Genomic DNA, 15,796 nt, shown 5'->3' on the forward strand with positions numbered 1-15,796 from the left:
CCCGCAAGGGGAAAGGGAGTTACGTGCTCGACGTCAACTTCTTCGATGAGCTCCGCATCGGCCTGGCGACCGCGGAGGACATCCGGCAATGGTCCTACGGTGAGGTCAAGAAGCCGGAAACGATCAACTACCGCACGCTCAAGCCCGAGAAGGACGGCCTGTTCTGCGAGAAGATCTTCGGACCGACTCGCGACTGGGAGTGCTACTGCGGCAAGTACAAGCGGGTGCGCTTCAAGGGCATCATCTGTGAGCGCTGTGGCGTCGAGGTAACTCGCGCCAAGGTGCGTCGTGAGCGGATGGGCCACATCGAACTGGCCGCCCCGGTCACCCACATCTGGTACTTCAAGGGCGTTCCGTCGCGCTTGGGCTACCTGCTGGACCTGGCGCCCAAGGACCTCGAGAAGATCATCTACTTCGCGGCCTACGTCATCACCAGCGTCGACACCGAGATGCGCCACAACGAGCTGTCCACGCTGGAAGCCGAGATGGTCGTCGAGAAGAAGTCGGTCGAGGACCAGCGGGACGCCGACCTGGAAGCCCGCGCCCAGAAGCTGGAGGCCGACCTGGCCGAGCTGGAGGCCGAGGGCGCGAAAGCCGATGTGCGCCGCAAGGTTCGCGACGGCGGCGAGCGCGAAATGCGTCAGCTGCGCGACCGCGCCCAGCGTGAGCTGGACCGCCTCGACAACATCTGGGACACCTTCGTCAAGCTGGCTCCCAAGCAGCTGATCATCGACGAGACCGTCTACCGCGAGCTGGTGGACCGTTACGGCGAGTACTTCACCGGTGCCATGGGTGCGGAGTCGATCCAGAAGCTGATCGAGACCTTCGACATCCACGCCGAGGCCGAGCTGCTGCGCGACATCATCAAGAACGGCAAGGGGCAGAAGAAGCTTCGTGCTCTCAAGCGCCTCAAGGTGGTCGCCGCATTCCAGCAGTCGGGTAACTCCCCGATGGGCATGGTCCTCAACGCGGTGCCGGTGATTCCGCCGGAGCTGCGTCCGATGGTGCAGCTCGACGGTGGCCGCTTCGCGACCTCCGACCTCAACGACCTGTACCGCCGGGTCATCAACCGCAACAACCGCCTCAAGCGACTGATCGACCTCGGCGCTCCCGAGATCATCGTCAACAACGAGAAGCGGATGCTGCAGGAGTCCGTCGACGCGCTGTTCGACAACGGCCGTCGCGGCCGGCCGGTCACCGGCCCGGGCAACCGCCCGCTGAAGTCGCTCTCCGACCTGCTCAAGGGCAAGCAGGGCCGGTTCCGTCAGAACCTGCTCGGTAAGCGTGTCGACTACTCGGGCCGTTCGGTGATCGTGGTCGGTCCGCAGCTCAAGCTGCACCAGTGTGGTCTGCCCAAGCTGATGGCTCTGGAGCTGTTCAAGCCGTTCGTGATGAAGCGACTGGTTGACCTCAACCACGCGCAGAACATCAAGAGCGCCAAGCGGATGGTGGAGCGGCAGCGTCCCCAGGTGTGGGACGTCCTCGAAGAGGTCATCGCCGAGCACCCGGTGCTGCTCAACCGTGCACCCACGCTGCACCGCCTGGGTATCCAGGCCTTCGAGCCGCAGCTGGTGGAAGGCAAGGCCATTCAGCTGCACCCGCTGGTGTGTGAGGCCTTCAACGCCGACTTCGACGGTGACCAGATGGCAGTCCACCTGCCGCTGAGTGCCGAGGCGCAGGCCGAGGCCCGCATCCTGATGCTGTCGAGCAACAACATCCTGTCGCCGGCCTCGGGTCGTCCGCTGGCCATGCCGCGACTGGACATGGTTACCGGGTTGTACTACCTGACCACCGAGATCGAGGGTGAGACAGGCGAATACGCCCCGGCTGCCAAGGACCGTCCGGAGACCGGCGTGTACTCCTCGCCGGCCGAGGCGATCATGGCCGTCGACCGCGGTGCGCTGAGCGTGCGGGCCAAGATCAAGGTGCGTCTGGACCAGCTGCGGCCGCCGGCCGAGGTGGAGACCGAGCTGTTCGGCGTGAACGGCTGGCGTCCGGGCGGCGCCTGGATCGCTGAGACCACGCTGGGCCGGGTGCTGTTCAACGAGCTGCTGCCGACCGGGTACCCGTTCGTCAACAAGCAGATGCACAAGAAGGTTCAGGCCGTCATCATCAACGACCTGGCCGAGCGCTACCCGATGATCGTGGTCGCCCAGACCGTCGACAAGCTCAAGGACGCTGGCTTCCATTGGGCCACCCGTTCGGGGGTCACGGTCTCGATGGCCGACGTGCTGGTGCCGCCGCGTAAGAAGGAGATCCTCGACTCTTACGAGGAGCGTGCCGACAAGCTGGAGAAGCAGTTCCAGCGTGGCGCTCTCAACCGCGAAGAGCGCAACGAGGCGCTGGTGGAGATCTGGAAGGAAGCCACCGAGGAAGTGGGTCAGGCGCTGCGTGACCACTACCCGGCCGACAACCCGATCATCACGATCGTCGACTCCGGTGCTACGGGTAACTTCACCCAGACCCGGACGCTGGCGGGCATGAAGGGTCTGGTGACCAACCCGAAGGGTGAGTTCATCCCGCGCCCGATCAAGTCCTCGTTCCGTGAGGGCCTGACGGTGTTGGAGTACTTCATCAACACCCACGGCGCCCGAAAGGGCTTGGCGGACACCGCGCTGCGTACCGCTGACTCGGGTTACCTGACGCGTCGTCTGGTCGACGTTTCGCAGGACGTGATCGTGCGCGAGCACGACTGCGGCACCGAGCGCGGCATCATCGTCGACTTGGCCGAGGCTCAGGCCGACGGATCGCTGATCCGCAACGCGTTCATCGAGACGTCTGCCTACGCCCGCACGTTGGCCGTTGACGCGGTCGACGAAAAGGGCAAGGTCGTCATCGAGCGCGGTCATGACCTCGGCGACCCGTCGATCGAGGCGCTGCTGGCTGCCGGCATCACAGGCGTCAAGGTGCGTTCGGTGCTGACCTGCGCCACCGGTACCGGGGTCTGCGCCACCTGCTACGGCCGATCGATGGCCACCGGCAAGCTGGTCGACATCGGTGAGGCGGTCGGCATCGTCGCCGCCCAGTCCATCGGTGAGCCCGGTACTCAGCTGACCATGCGTACCTTCCACCAGGGTGGCGTCGGTGACGACATCACCGGTGGTCTGCCGCGTGTCCAGGAGCTGTTCGAGGCCCGAATTCCGCGTGGCAAGGCGCCGATCGCCGACGTCGCCGGACGGGTGCAGCTGGAAGAGGGCGAGAAGTTCTACAAGATCACGATCGTGCCGGATGACGGTGGCGAGGAAGTGGTCTACGACAAGCTGCCCAAGCGTCAGCGGCTGCGTGTGTTCAAGCACGAGGACGGCTCGGAGCGGTTGCTGTCCGACGGCGACCACGTCGAGGTCGGCCAGCAGCTCATGGAGGGCTCGGCTGACCCGCACGAGGTGCTGCGCGTGCAGGGCCCGCGTGAGGTGCAGATCCACCTGGTCAACGAGGTCCAGCAGGTCTACCGGGCCCAGGGTGTGTCGATCCACGACAAGCACATCGAGGTGATCGTCCGGCAGATGCTGCGCCGGGTGACCATCATCGACTCGGGTGCCACGGAGTTCCTGCCCGGTTCGCTGACCGAGCGGGCCGAGTTCGAGACTGCGAACCGTCGTGTGGTGGCCGAGGGCTTGGAGCCCGCGGCCGGACGTCCGGTGCTGATGGGTATCACCAAGGCGTCGCTGGCCACCGACTCGTGGCTGTCGGCGGCTTCCTTCCAGGAGACCACCCGCGTGCTGACCGATGCGGCGATCAACTGCCGCAGCGACAAGCTGCAGGGCCTGAAGGAGAACGTGATCATCGGCAAGCTGATCCCGGCCGGCACCGGCATCAACCGGTACCGCAACATTGCCGTGCAGCCCACCGAAGAGGCCCGGGCCGCTGCGTACACGATCCCGTCCTACGAGGATCAGTACTACAGCCCGGACTTCGGCGCCGCCACCGGTGCCGCGGTTCCGCTGGACGACTACGGATACAGCGACTACCGCTAGTCATCAACGAGAAAGGCCCCGGGGCGTATACCCCCGGGGCCTTTTTCGTATCTGGGCTCCGAAACGGAGAACGGCGACGTCGCCGCGGCGTGTCGCGTCGCAGGATTCCGACTCGACGCGCCCGCAGGTTGCGGCCTGCCAGCAGACCAGGTTGCATCGTTGAGATGGGGGACGAAGTCGACCGCACCAGCTACTCGCGCACCCAGCGCCGCCAATACCGGCTCAAGATTCAGCAGTGCCTGGATGTTTTCGAGACGATGCTGGCGCAGGCCAGCTTCGAGTGTGAGCCGCCGCTGACGGGCATGGAGATCGAGGGCAACCTGATCGACGACGACCATCGGCCGGCTATGTCGAATGCCGGTGTGTTGTCCTCGATCGACGATCCGGCGTTCCAACGCGAATTGGGTTCCTACAACATCGAATTCAACGTGCCGCCCCGTCAGTTCACTGCGCGCGCGGCGCTGGAACTGGAAGCCGAGGTGCGTGCCAGCCTCAATGAGGCGCAGGCCAAAGCCCGCGCAAACGACGCAGGCATCGTGATGATCGGCATCTTGCCCACCCTGATGCCCGAGCATCTGGCCGGTGACTGGATGAGTGATTCGGCGCGATACGCGGCACTCAACGACTCGATCTTCGCCGCGCGCGGCGAAGACATCGACATCGACATCGACGGCCCCGAGCCGCTGAACCTGCATGCCGAGAACATCGCACCGGAATCGGCGTGCACCAGCATGCAGTTGCACCTGCAGGTTTCGCCGGCCGACTTCGCCAACCACTGGAACGCCGCCCAGGTACTGGCCGGCCCGCAACTGGCGATCGGCGCCAACTCGCCCTACTTCTTCGGCCACCGCCTGTGGGCGGAGACCCGGGTGGAGTTGTTCGCGCAATCCACCGACACCCGGCCCGACGAACTGAAGAACCAGGGGGTGCGGCCCCGGGTGTGGTTCGGCGAGCGGTGGATCACCTCGATCTTCGACCTGTTCGAGGAGAACGTGCGTTACTTCCCGTCGCTGCTGCCCGAGGTCTCCGAGGAGGACCCGGCCGACGAACTGGCGCAGGGACGCACCCCGCAACTGGCCGAGCTGCGTCTGCACAACGGCACGGTGTACCGCTGGAATCGCCCGGTCTATGACGTCGTCGACGGACGGCCGCACCTCCGGGTGGAGAACCGGGTCCTGCCCTCGGGTCCGACGGTCGCCGACATGGTGGCCAATGCGGTGTTCTATTACGGCCTGTTGCGCAGACTGGCCCGCGATCAGCGCCCGCTGTGGACACAGATGAGTTTTGCGGTGGCGCACGACAACTTTCGGCGGGCCGCGCGCCACGGTATGGACGCCCGACTGTTCTGGCCGGAGCTGGGCGAGGTGAGTGTGCCCGAACTGACCCAGCGCGAGTTGTTGCCGCTGGCCCGCCAAGGGCTTGACGAGTGGGGTGTGGCTGCCGAGGTGACCGACCGGTTCCTCGGCATCATCGCCGACCGGGTGGCAACGGGACGCAACGGCGCTACCTGGCAGGTGTCGACGGTCCGAGCGTTGCAGGCGCAGGGCCTGAGCCGGACGGCCGCGCTGGCGGAGATGCTGAGCCGGTACTGCACGCACATGCACACCAACGAGCCGGTGCACACCTGGCCGACCGACATGGGTTGACTAGGCTGGCCGCCGTGTTGATCGGATCCCATGTGCGCCCGCAGAATCCGCTGGCCGCCGCCGAGGCCGATGGCGCCGACGTGGTGCAGATCTTCCTCGGCAACCCGCAGAGCTGGAAGCCCCCCAAACCACGTGAGGACGCGGCGCAGCTTCGCGCGGCGGCGCTGCCGATTTACGTGCACGCGCCGTACCTGATCAACGTGGCCTCCCCGAACAACCGGGTGCGCATCCCGTCGCGCACCATCTTGCAGCAGACCTGCGACGCCGCCGCCGACATCGGCGCAGTCGCGGTGATCGTGCACGGCGGCCACGTGACCGCCGATGACGACGACCCGCAAGCCGGATTCGCGCGGTGGCGCAAGGCGCTGGACCGTCTGGAGACCACCGTCCCGGTGTACCTGGAGAACACCGCTGGCGGCGACTATGCGATGGCGCGGCACTTCGACACCATCGCCAAGCTGTGGGACCACATCGGCGACACCGGCGTCGGGTTCTGCCTGGACACCTGCCACACCTGGGCGGCCGGGGAATCGCTGCCCGACGCCGTGGAGCGCATCAAGGCGATCACCGGCCGCATCGACCTGGTGCACTGCAACGACTCCAAGGACGCACCCGGCTCCGGACGGGACCGGCACGCCAACTTCGGTGACGGCCAGATCGACCCGGACCTGTTGGTCGCGGTGGTCAAGGCCGCCGACGCCCCGGTGATCTGCGAGACCGCCGAAGAGGGCCGCAAGGCCGACATCGCGTTCCTCAAAGACCGACTGCGTTAACCGCACCCGCGCGCGTGGTGGTTGCCGGTGCGGCCGACTGGCGCTGGTGGGTCCGCGTAGGTGGACGCATATCAACCCGGGCGCCGGACCCACCTGGCAGCTGAGAGGTGCCTGGCCGGTACGCCAAAAAACATCCGATTTGGACCATTTTCCGCTTAGGAGGCGACATTGGGTCGGTTGTGTGCTACAACTTTGCTAGGCGCCGTGACCGCGGCAACTGCGCACACGACTCAGGACTGGAGGGGGTCCAAATGCCTGAGCGACACCAACACGGTGTGGGGGGAGTGCGCAGCCCATAGTCCGGCGCCCCAAAACGACGGCGGTCACAGCCTGGAACCTCCCGACTCCGGGCCGTGACCGCCGTTTTTTGTTTGCCGGACACCAATTTGATTACACCCATTGTGCGTGCGTGCAAAAACTGTAATATTCGGCTATGGCCGACACGCATATCGTCACCAACCAGGTCCTTCCGCTGGAAGGCTATAACCCGGCGTCGTCCCCGGTCCTCATTGAATCGCTGATCCGTGAGGGCGGCCAATGGGGCGTCGACGAGGTCACCGACCTTGGGGCATTGTCCGGGTCTAAGCAGGTGCAACGCTGGGGCGAGCTCGCCGACCGCAACCGGCCGGTGCTGCACACCCACGACGTCGTCGGTAACCGGATTGACGAAGTGGAATACGACCCGGCGTACCACGAGCTGATGCGCACCGCGATCGCCCACGGCCTGCACGCCGCTCCGTGGGCCGACCCGCGCCCCGGCGCGCATGTCGTCCGCGCCGCCCAAACCGGGGTGTGGACCGCTGAACCGGGTCACGTCTGCCCGATCTCGATGACGTATGCGATCGTGCCCGCGCTGCGTAACAACGCCGAGCTCGCCAAGACTTACGAGCCGCTGCTGACCAGCCGGGTCTACGACCCCGAGCTGAAGGTGCCGGGCACCAAGGCCGGTATCACCGCGGGCATGTCGATGACCGAGAAGCAGGGCGGCTCCGACGTGCGCGCCGGAACCACCCAGGCCGTGCCGAACGCTGACGGCAGCTACACCCTGACCGGGCACAAGTGGTTCACCTCCGCGCCGATGTGCGACGTGTTCCTGGTGCTGGCGCAGGCTCCCGGCGGGCTGAGCTGTTTCTTCCTGCCCCGGATCCTGCCCGACGGCACCCGCAACCGGATGCGGCTGCAGCGGCTCAAGGACAAGCTCGGCAACCACGCCAACGCCTCCAGTGAGATCGAGTACGACGGCGCGACCGCCTGGCTGGTGGGCGAGGAGGGCCGCGGGGTCTCGGTCATCATCGAAATGGTCAACCTCACCCGCCTGGACTGCGCATTGGGCAGTGCCACCAGCATGCGGATGGGTCTGGCCCGCGCCATCTACCACGCTCAGCACCGCAAGGCGTTCGGCGCTTACCTGATCGATCAGCCACTGATGCGCAACGTGCTGGCCGATCTGGCCGTGGAGGCCGAAGCCGCCACCATGGTGTCGATGCGGATGGCCGGTGCCACCGACAGGGCGGTCCGCGGCGATGAGCGAGAGGGGCTGCTGCGCCGGATCGGGCTGGCGGCCACCAAGTACTGGGTGTGCAAACGCGCCACCCCGCACGCCGGCGAGGCGATGGAGTGCCTGGGCGGCAACGGCTACATCGAAGATTCCCTGATGCCGCGGCTATACCGCGAGGCGCCGTTGATGGGAATCTGGGAGGGCTCGGGCAACGTCAGCGCCCTGGACACGCTGCGCGCCCTGGCCACCCAGCCCCAATCGGTAGCCGTGCTCTTCGATGAGCTGGCCGAGACCGCCGGGCAGGATCGCCGCCTCGACGCCCACGTCGACGGGTTGAAGACCCAACTGGCGGGCCTGGGCGCTGACGTGGTCGCCGCCCAGTACCAGGCGCGCAAGATCGCCGAGGACATCTGTCTGGCGTTGCAGGGCGGGTTGCTGGTGCGCCACGGCCACCCGGCCGTCGCCGAGGCGTTCCTGGCGACGCGGCTCGGCGGCCAATGGGGTGGTGCGTTCGGCACCCTGCCGGCCGGCCTCGATCTCGGGCCGATCATCGAGCGTGCGCTGGTCAAGGGCTGACCCCGGCATGCGCCATCACATCGCCCCGGTCGAGTTCGACAACCTGCGGACGATGACCTACGAGGTCACCGACCGCATCGCCCGGATCACCTTCAACCGCCCGGAACACGGGAACGCGATCACCGCTGACACCCCGCTGGAATTGTCGGCGCTGGTGGAACGCGCCGATCTGGATCCCAACGTGCATGTGATCCTGGTGTCGGGCCGCGGCGAGGGATTCTGCGCCGGTTTCGACCTGGGCGCCTACGCCGAGGGCTCGTCGTCGGCGGGCGGGGAGAACTACCGGGGCAGTGTGCTCGACGGTAAGACGCAGGCCACCAACCACCGCTCGGATCAGCCGTGGGACCCGATGATCGACTACCAGATGATGAGCCGATTCGTCCGCGGCTTCGCCTCGCTGATGCACGCCGACAAGCCCACCGTGGTCAAGATCCACGGCTACTGCGTCGCCGGTGGCACCGACATCGCCCTGCACGCCGACCAGGTGATCGCGGCGTCCGACGCCAAGATCGGCTACCCGCCGATGCGGGTGTGGGGGGTGCCGGCGGCCGGCCTCTGGGCACACCGGCTCGGCGACCAGCGCGCCAAACGCCTACTGCTGACCGGAGATTGCATCACCGGAGCTCAGGCCGCCGAGTGGGGGCTGGCGATCGAGGCTCCCGAGCCCGCTGATCTCGACGAGCGCACCGAACGCCTGGTGGCCCGGATCGCCGCGATGCCGGTCAACCAACTGATCATGGCCAAACTCGCCCTCAACACCGCACTGCTGCAGCAGGGCGTGGCCACCAGCCGCATGGTCAGCACCGTGTTCGATGGGGTGGCGCGACACACGCCGGAGGGGCACGCCTTCGTCGCCGACGCGGTGCAGCATGGGTTCCGTGACGCGGTGCGACACCGCGACGAGCCGTTCGGGGATTACGGCCGAAAGACCTCCGGGGTCTAGGCGGTCACCCGATGTCCGACACAGTGCGTATGACGGCCCGCTCGGTAGTTCTGTCGGTGCTCCTGGGCGCCCACCCAGCGTCGGCCACCGCAGCTGAATTACTGCGATTGACAACAGATTTCGGTATCAAAGAAACAGCCCTGCGAGTAGCCCTGACCCGGCTGGTCGCTGCCGGCGACTTGGTCCGATCGGTCGAAGGGTACGGACTGTCCGAACGTCTGCTGGAGCGTCAGCGTCTACAGGACGTGGCGCTGAATCCGCAGACCAGGCGCTGGGACGGCAACTGGCTGGCCGTGGTGATCACCACCATCGGCTGCGACGCGCGAACCCGGGCCGCCTTGCGCTCGGGGCTGACCGAACGGCGGTTCGCCGAGCTGCGCGAGGGATTCTGGATGCGTCCGGACAACATCGACGTCGAGTTGGGTGAGGGTCTCAGGGGGTATACCCGGCTGCTCACAGCGCGTGACGAGAAGCCCGCCGAACTGGCAGCCACGCTGTGGGATCTGACGGCGTGGGCGCAGACGGGCCACGAGCTGCTTGCCGCGATGGCCGACGCCGAGGACGTGCCAAGCCGCTTCGTCATTGCCGCGGCCATGGTCCGCCACCTGCGTCGTGACCCGGTGCTACCGCCCGGACTACTTCCGGCGGACTGGCCGGGGGAGCGAATCCGCAGTCGCTACGCGGAATTCGCCGACGAACTGGTCGCGCGACGCGACGCGGACCGAGAGGCGGTGCTGCGATGAGTGCGGTGCGCGTGGAGCGCAATGGCCCGGTCACCACGGTGATCTTGGATCGGCCGCATGCCCGCAACGCCGTCGACGGCCCGACCGCCGCCGCGCTGTATCAGGCCTTCGAGGAGTTTGACCGCGATGCGAGCGCGTCGGTGGCCGTGCTGTGGGGCGACCACGGAACTTTTTGCGCCGGTGCCGATCTCAAAGCCTTGGGTACGCCGAACGCCAATCAGACCCATCGCAGCGGGCCGGGGCCGATGGGACCAACTCGAATGATGTTGTCCAAGCCGGTGATCGCCGCGGTCAGCGGCTACGCGGTTGCCGGTGGCCTGGAGTTGGCGCTGTGGTGCGACATGCGGGTGGTTGAGGCCGACGCGACCTTCGGCGTCTTTTGCCGGCGCTGGGGCGTTCCGCTCATCGACGGCGGCACCGTGCGATTGCCCAGACTGATCGGCCACAGTCGCGCCATGGACATGATCCTCACCGGCCGAGCGGTGAACGCCGAGGAAGCGCTGGCGATCGGACTGGCCAATCGTGTTGTCCCGACCGGAGATGCGCGAGGCGCAGCCGAGCAGCTGGCCCTCGAACTGGCCGAGCTGCCGCAGCGTTGCCTGCGCTCGGATCGGTTGTCGGCGCTGCGACAGTGGGGCATGACCGAATCCCACGCGCTGGACTCCGAATTCGAAAGCATCGAGCGGGTAGCCGACGAGGCGCTGCGCGGGGCGGGCCGCTTCGCCGGCGGGGCCGGCCGCCACGGCGCTAAAGCCTGACTCCCCGTCAGCGCTTGTCGGCGACGGTGTTGCCCGACCCGCGGTTGTCGACTTTGGGATCGCCGCCGCGATAGGTGATGGAGTTGTTGAGCCCGGTGATCGTCAGTGTCTTGTCGATACGCTCGATGGTGATGCGATTGTCGGCACCGCCTACGTTCACCGCTTCGCACCGGCCGCGTACCGTCAGCTTGTTGTTCGAACCGGCCACGTTCAGCGATTTGCCGTCGGCGCAGTCCAAAGCCGATGTCGCGCCGAACGACTCGTATCGGATCGTGTTGGCGAACCGGCCGTCGTAGTTCTGCGAGATCCGCGAGGACTTGGGCGGTGCGTCTGCCTCGCAGCCGGTGAGCGCGACTGCGAGCAGCGTCATTCCGCCGGCCAGCAGCGAGCAGAGGTTTACCCGGAGAACGGGGGTCACGCCGGTACGCGTTGGAGCCGGTTCGTCATCCCCAACTCGCGTCCGCGGTCGAACAGCAACGGGTCGCCGTTATGGAAGTACACGGTCGTGTCGTTGCCGTAGACGGTGACGTCGTTGACGATGGTGTCGGCGATCACGGTGTTCTGCGAGCCCTGCGTGGTCACCGCGTAGCAGGTGCCCATCGCGTGGATGGTGAGGTTGACGCCGTTGATGAACAGCGTCCCGCCGTTGCAGTCCAGGGTGTGGGTCTCGTGCACCCCGTAGATGTGGATGTCGCCCGGCACGGCGCCCGCCGTCGCGGCTGCCCCCAGTGAACCGGCGGCCAGACCCAGCAGCGCACTAGCCAGCGCGGTCCATTTCATCTCCGAGCCCCTCTCGCCGGACGCAATCTCGGCAAAGCTTACGTCGCACCGGCTGGCGCGTACTCGGGTTCCCCTACTAATCGGTCGATTAGAGTTCTGTGCTGTTCTCCTCCTGCCGCACCCTACGAAGGGCCTACGCCATGTCAGCTCGACCAGACCCGCCCGCCGCGGGGGGTCGCTCGCGCGCCAACGGCAAAGCGGGGGCGCGCCCGGTCAAGCTGAGTCGCGAAGTCATCGTCAATGCGGCCCTGAACTTCCTGGACCGCGAGGGCTGGGACGCTTTGACCATCAACGCGTTGGCAACCCAGCTGGGCACCAAGGGCCCGTCGCTGTACAACCACGTGCACAGCCTGGGCGACCTGCGGCGCGCCATGCGGATGCGGGTGATCGACGACATTCTGGAGATGTTGACCCAGGTCGGGCAGGGCCGCGCCCGCGACGATGCGGTGCTGGTGATGGCCGGCGCCTATCGCAGTTATGCCCATCACCACCCGGGCCGGTATTCGGCGTTCACCCGGATGCCGCTGGGCGGCGACGACCCGGAATACACCGCCGCGGCCACCCGGGCCGCCGCCCCGGTCATCGAGGTGTTGGCGTCCTACGGACTCGAAGGGGACCGGGCGTTTCACGCGGCCCTGGAGTTCTGGGCGGCCATGCACGGATTTGTCCTGTTGGAGATGACCGGCGTGATGGATGACGTGGACACCGACGCCGTCTTCTCCGACATGGTCCGCAGGCTGGCCTCGGCGATGGACAGCCGTACCCAGTAGTCGCGGAGCGGGCGGGAGGGGCTGCGTCGACGCGCTTTGACCTGCCGGAGTGCTGCCGGGTATTGTGGTAGCTCGTGCCTGGCCACCGAGGCGCGTTTGGTGACATAACGCGCGCGCCTGGCCCAATTCGCATGTCCATTATGCAGCGGAGGAATCCGCAGCGGCCCATGCGACACGCCCGACCGCGGGGTAGCGGTGGGGCACAGACCGCGGATTTACGACAGTTTTGAACAGCGATACAGGAAGCCGGTAGATGCCAACCATTCAGCAGCTGGTCCGTAAGGGCCGCCGCGACAAGGTCGCCAAGGTGAAGACCGCGGCCCTCAAGGGCAGCCCGCAGCGACGGGGCGTGTGCACCCGCGTGTACACCACCACCCCGAAGAAGCCGAACTCGGCGCTTCGCAAGGTGGCGCGCGTGAAGCTGACCAGCCAGGTGGAGGTGACTGCCTACATCCCGGGTGAGGGTCACAACCTGCAGGAGCACTCGATGGTGCTGGTGCGTGGTGGTCGTGTGAAGGACCTGCCGGGTGTGCGCTACAAGATCATCCGCGGCTCGCTGGACACCCAGGGAGTCAAGAACCGCAAGCAGGCCCGCAGCCGCTACGGCGCTAAGAAGGAGAAGAGCTAATGCCGCGCAAGGGCCCCGCACCTAAGCGTCCGCTGGTCAACGACCCCGTCTACGGGTCGCAGCTGGTCACCCAGTTGGTCAACAAGGTGCTGCTGGACGGCAAGAAGTCGCTGGCCGAGCGCATCGTCTACGGCGCTCTCGAGCAGGCTCGGGACAAGACCGGTACTGACCCGGTCGTGACGCTCAAGCGTGCAATGGACAACGTCAAGCCGGCCCTCGAGGTTCGCAGCCGCCGCGTCGGTGGTGCCACCTACCAGGTTCCGGTCGAGGTGCGCGCCGAGCGCTCCACCACGCTGGCGCTGCGCTGGCTGGTGAGCTTCTCGCGGGCTCGCCGGGAGAAGACCATGATCGAGCGCCTGGCCAACGAGATCCTGGACGCCAGCAATGGCCTGGGTGCCGCCGTCAAGCGGCGCGAAGACACCCACAAGATGGCCGAGGCCAACCGGGCGTTCGCGCACTACCGCTGGTGATCACCCCGGCGTAACTGCCGGACACTTGCGACAACAAGCAATTGAAGTAACCGAAAGAGTGGGAAGACTGCTGTGGCACAGGATGTGCTGACTGACCTGAACAAGGTCCGCAATATCGGCATCATGGCGCACATCGATGCGGGTAAGACGACGACGACCGAGCGGATCCTGTACTACACCGGCGTCAACTACAAGATCGGTGAGACGCACGACGGTGCCTCCACGACCGACTGGATGGAGCAGGAGCAGGAGCGCGGCATCACCATCACCTCCGCCGCGGTGACCTGCTTCTGGAACAAGAACCAGATCAACATCATCGACACCCCGGGCCACGTCGACTTCACCGTCGAGGTGGAGCGCTCCCTGCGGGTCCTTGATGGCGCCGTTGCCGTGTTCGACGGCAAGGAGGGCGTGGAGCCGCAGTCCGAGCAGGTGTGGCGGCAGGCCGACAAGTACGACGTGCCCCGGATCTGCTTCGTCAACAAGATGGACAAGCTCGGTGCGGACTTCTACTTCACCGTGCGCACCATCGAAGAGCGCCTCGGTGCTCGCCCGCTGGTGATCCAGCTGCCGATCGGCGCGGAGAACGACTTCGAGGGCATCGTCGACCTGGTCGAGATGAACGCCAAGGTGTGGCGCGGCGAGACCAAGCTCGGTGAGACCTACGAGACCATCGAGATCCCGGCCGACCTGACCGACAAGGCCGACGAGTACCGGACCGCTCTGCTGGAGGCAGTCGCCGAGACCGACGAGGCCCTGCTGGAGAAGTACCTCGGCGGCGAGGAGCTCTCGATTGAGGAGATCAAGGGCGGCATCCGCAAGCTGACGGTCTCCTCCGAGCTCTACCCGGTGCTGTGCGGCAGCGCGTTCAAGAACAAGGGTGTCCAGCCGATGCTGGACGCGGTGATCGACTACCTGCCGTCGCCGCTGGACGTCGAGTCCGTGCAGGGCCACGTGCCCGGCAAGGAAGACGAGGTCATCAGCCGCAAGCCCAGCATCGACGAGCCTTTCTCGGCGCTGGCGTTCAAGATCGCGGTGCACCCGTTCTTCGGCAAGCTCACCTACGTTCGGGTGTACTCGGGCAAGGTCGAGTCCGGCACGCAGGTGGTCAACTCGACCAAGGGCAAGAAGGAGCGGCTGGGCAAGCTGTTCCAGATGCACTCCAACAAGGAGAACCCGGTCGACTCGGCGTTCGCCGGCCACATCTACGCGATGATCGGCCTGAAGGACACCACCACCGGCGACACCCTGTGCGACCCGAACAACCAGATCGTGCTCGAGTCGATGACGTTCCCGGCTCCGGTCATCGAGGTGGCCATCGAGCCCAAGACCAAGAGTGACCAGGAGAAGCTGAGCCTGGCCATCCAGAAGCTGGCCGAAGAGGACCCGACCTTCAAGGTCCACCTCGACCAGGAGACCGGTCAGACCGTGATCGGCGGCATGGGCGAGCTGCACCTGGACATCCTGGTGGACCGCATGCGCCGCGAGTTCAAGGTCGAGGCCAACGTCGGCAAGCCGCAGGTGGCCTACAAGGAGACCATCCGCCGCAAGGTGGAGAAGGTCGAATACACCCACAAGAAGCAGACGGGTGGCTCGGGCCAGTTCGCGAAGGTCCTCATCGACATCGAACCGTTCACCGGCGAAGACGGTGCGACCTACGAGTTCGAGAACAAGGTCACCGGTGGCCGCGTGCCCCGCGAGTACATCCCCGCGGTGGACGCCGGAGCCCAGGACGCCATGCAGTACGGCGTGCTGGCCGGCTACCCGCTGGTCAACATCAAGGTCACCCTGACCGACGGTCAGTACCACGACGTCGACTCCTCCGAGATGGCCTTCAAGGTGGCCGGCTCGCAGGCGCTGAAGAAGGCTGCCGCTGCCGCGCAGCCGGTGATCCTGGAACCGATCATGGCCGTTGAGGTCACCACGCCCGAGGACTACATGGGCGATGTGATCGGCGACCTGAACTCCCGCCGTGGCCAGATCCAGGCCATGGAGGAGCGCAGCGGTGCGCGCGTCGTCAAGGCGCAGGTGCCGCTGTCGGAGATGTTCGGCTATGTCGGAGACTTGCGGTCGAAGACCCAGGGCCGGGCGAACTACTCCATGGTGTTCGACTCCTACGCCGAAGTGCCGGCGCAGGTGGCGAAGGAGATTATCGCGAAGGCAACGGGCGAGTAACCAGCTTCCCGCCCGTGCCGCTACGGTGGCACAAACCCAAAAAGATCAAACCTGCTGTAACT

General features: G+C 66.3%; 13 protein-coding genes. 11 read left to right on the plus strand and 2 right to left on the minus strand.

The annotated features are described in order from the left end of the window. Window positions 1-23 precede the first annotated feature (23 nt). The 7 genes from RCP37_RS03540 to RCP37_RS03570 all read left to right on the plus strand — a co-directional run bounded on the left by RCP37_RS03540 (window position 24) and on the right by RCP37_RS03570 (window position 10,911). A complete protein-coding gene (locus tag RCP37_RS03540) occupies window positions 24-3,974 on the plus strand; it encodes a DNA-directed RNA polymerase subunit beta' (protein ID WP_308485637.1) in 3,951 nt (1,316 codons plus the stop codon). Between the two features lie 164 nt (window positions 3,975-4,138). After that, window positions 4,139-5,620: a glutamate-cysteine ligase family protein gene (locus RCP37_RS03545; protein WP_308485638.1), complete on the plus strand. Its 1,482-nt coding sequence runs from the start codon at window positions 4,139-4,141 to the stop codon at window positions 5,618-5,620. A 14-nt stretch (window positions 5,621-5,634) separates the two neighbouring features. Next, a complete protein-coding gene (locus RCP37_RS03550; protein WP_308485639.1) occupies window positions 5,635-6,393 on the plus strand; it encodes a deoxyribonuclease IV in 759 nt (252 codons plus the stop codon). A 433-nt stretch (window positions 6,394-6,826) separates the two neighbouring features. Continuing rightward, complete coding sequence (locus RCP37_RS03555; protein WP_308485640.1) at window positions 6,827-8,467, plus strand: acyl-CoA dehydrogenase family protein; 1,641 nt, start codon at window positions 6,827-6,829, stop codon at window positions 8,465-8,467. Window positions 8,468-8,474: 7 nt separating this feature from the next. Beyond that, the gene (locus tag RCP37_RS03560) at window positions 8,475-9,410 is read left to right on the plus strand and encodes a crotonase/enoyl-CoA hydratase family protein (protein ID WP_308485641.1); all 936 of its coding nucleotides are present in this window, start codon (window positions 8,475-8,477) and stop codon (window positions 9,408-9,410) included. A 29-nt stretch (window positions 9,411-9,439) separates the two neighbouring features. Further along, window positions 9,440-10,153: a PaaX family transcriptional regulator C-terminal domain-containing protein gene (locus RCP37_RS03565; protein ID WP_308486924.1), complete on the plus strand. Its 714-nt coding sequence runs from the start codon at window positions 9,440-9,442 to the stop codon at window positions 10,151-10,153. Continuing rightward, window positions 10,150-10,911 carry a crotonase/enoyl-CoA hydratase family protein gene (locus RCP37_RS03570; protein WP_308485642.1) on the plus strand — a complete coding sequence of 254 codons (762 nt, stop codon included), beginning with the start codon at window positions 10,150-10,152 and terminating at the stop codon, window positions 10,909-10,911. The genes RCP37_RS03565 and RCP37_RS03570 overlap by 4 nt, the downstream gene beginning before the upstream one ends. Window positions 10,912-10,918: 7 nt before the next feature. Here the strand turns inward: RCP37_RS03570 and RCP37_RS03575 are convergent, their stop codons facing one another. Together RCP37_RS03575 and RCP37_RS03580 are read right to left on the minus strand one after the other, a co-directional pair. After that, window positions 10,919-11,329 (minus strand): DUF3060 domain-containing protein, encoded by a 411-nt coding sequence (locus tag RCP37_RS03575; RefSeq protein WP_308485643.1) that lies wholly within the window; start codon window positions 11,327-11,329, stop codon window positions 10,919-10,921. After that, window positions 11,326-11,691 carry a DUF3060 domain-containing protein gene (locus RCP37_RS03580; protein ID WP_308485644.1) on the minus strand — a complete coding sequence of 122 codons (366 nt, stop codon included), beginning with the start codon at window positions 11,689-11,691 and terminating at the stop codon, window positions 11,326-11,328. Before RCP37_RS03580 ends, RCP37_RS03575 begins: the two co-directional genes overlap by 4 nt. A 140-nt stretch (window positions 11,692-11,831) precedes the next feature. Here RCP37_RS03580 and RCP37_RS03585 point away from each other — a divergent pair, with 140 nt between their 5' ends. The 4 genes from RCP37_RS03585 (at window position 11,832) to fusA (ending at window position 15,734) form a co-directional block, all read left to right on the plus strand. Beyond that, on the plus strand, window positions 11,832-12,461 hold the full coding sequence (locus RCP37_RS03585) for a TetR/AcrR family transcriptional regulator (RefSeq protein ID WP_308485645.1): 630 nt from the start codon (window positions 11,832-11,834) through the stop codon (window positions 12,459-12,461). Between the two features lie 253 nt (window positions 12,462-12,714). Then, window positions 12,715-13,089: a 30S ribosomal protein S12 gene (gene rpsL, locus RCP37_RS03590; protein WP_007767794.1), complete on the plus strand. Its 375-nt coding sequence runs from the start codon at window positions 12,715-12,717 to the stop codon at window positions 13,087-13,089. Continuing rightward, a complete protein-coding gene (gene rpsG, locus RCP37_RS03595) occupies window positions 13,089-13,559 on the plus strand; it encodes a 30S ribosomal protein S7 (protein WP_024441009.1) in 471 nt (156 codons plus the stop codon). The genes rpsL and rpsG overlap by 1 nt, the downstream gene beginning before the upstream one ends. A gap of 72 nt (window positions 13,560-13,631) precedes the next feature. Next, complete coding sequence (fusA, locus tag RCP37_RS03600; protein ID WP_308485646.1) at window positions 13,632-15,734, plus strand: elongation factor G; 2,103 nt, start codon at window positions 13,632-13,634, stop codon at window positions 15,732-15,734. Window positions 15,735-15,796 lie beyond the last annotated feature (62 nt).

This window comes from Mycolicibacter sp. MU0102 (genome assembly GCF_963378105.1).
In the GTDB taxonomy this organism is placed as follows: domain Bacteria; phylum Actinomycetota; class Actinomycetes; order Mycobacteriales; family Mycobacteriaceae; genus Mycobacterium; species Mycobacterium holstebronense.

Excerpts from the sequence above, each read along its gene's own strand:
- RCP37_RS03545 (WP_308485638.1), top strand. The coding sequence starts at position 4,139 with ATGGGGGACGAAGTCGACCGCACCAGCTACTCGCGCACCCAGCGCCGC.
- RCP37_RS03555 (WP_308485640.1), top strand. The coding sequence starts at position 6,827 with ATGGCCGACACGCATATCGTCACCAACCAGGTCCTTCCGCTGGAAGGC.
- RCP37_RS03560 (WP_308485641.1), top strand. The coding sequence starts at position 8,475 with ATGCGCCATCACATCGCCCCGGTCGAGTTCGACAACCTGCGGACGATG.
- RCP37_RS03565 (WP_308486924.1), top strand. The coding sequence starts at position 9,440 with ATGACGGCCCGCTCGGTAGTTCTGTCGGTGCTCCTGGGCGCCCACCCA.
- RCP37_RS03570 (WP_308485642.1), top strand. The coding sequence starts at position 10,150 with ATGAGTGCGGTGCGCGTGGAGCGCAATGGCCCGGTCACCACGGTGATC.
- RCP37_RS03580 (WP_308485644.1), bottom strand. The coding sequence starts at position 11,691 with ATGAAATGGACCGCGCTGGCTAGTGCGCTGCTGGGTCTGGCCGCCGGT.
- RCP37_RS03585 (WP_308485645.1), top strand. The coding sequence starts at position 11,832 with ATGTCAGCTCGACCAGACCCGCCCGCCGCGGGGGGTCGCTCGCGCGCC.
- rpsL (WP_007767794.1), top strand. The coding sequence starts at position 12,715 with ATGCCAACCATTCAGCAGCTGGTCCGTAAGGGCCGCCGCGACAAGGTC.
- rpsG (WP_024441009.1), top strand. The coding sequence starts at position 13,089 with ATGCCGCGCAAGGGCCCCGCACCTAAGCGTCCGCTGGTCAACGACCCC.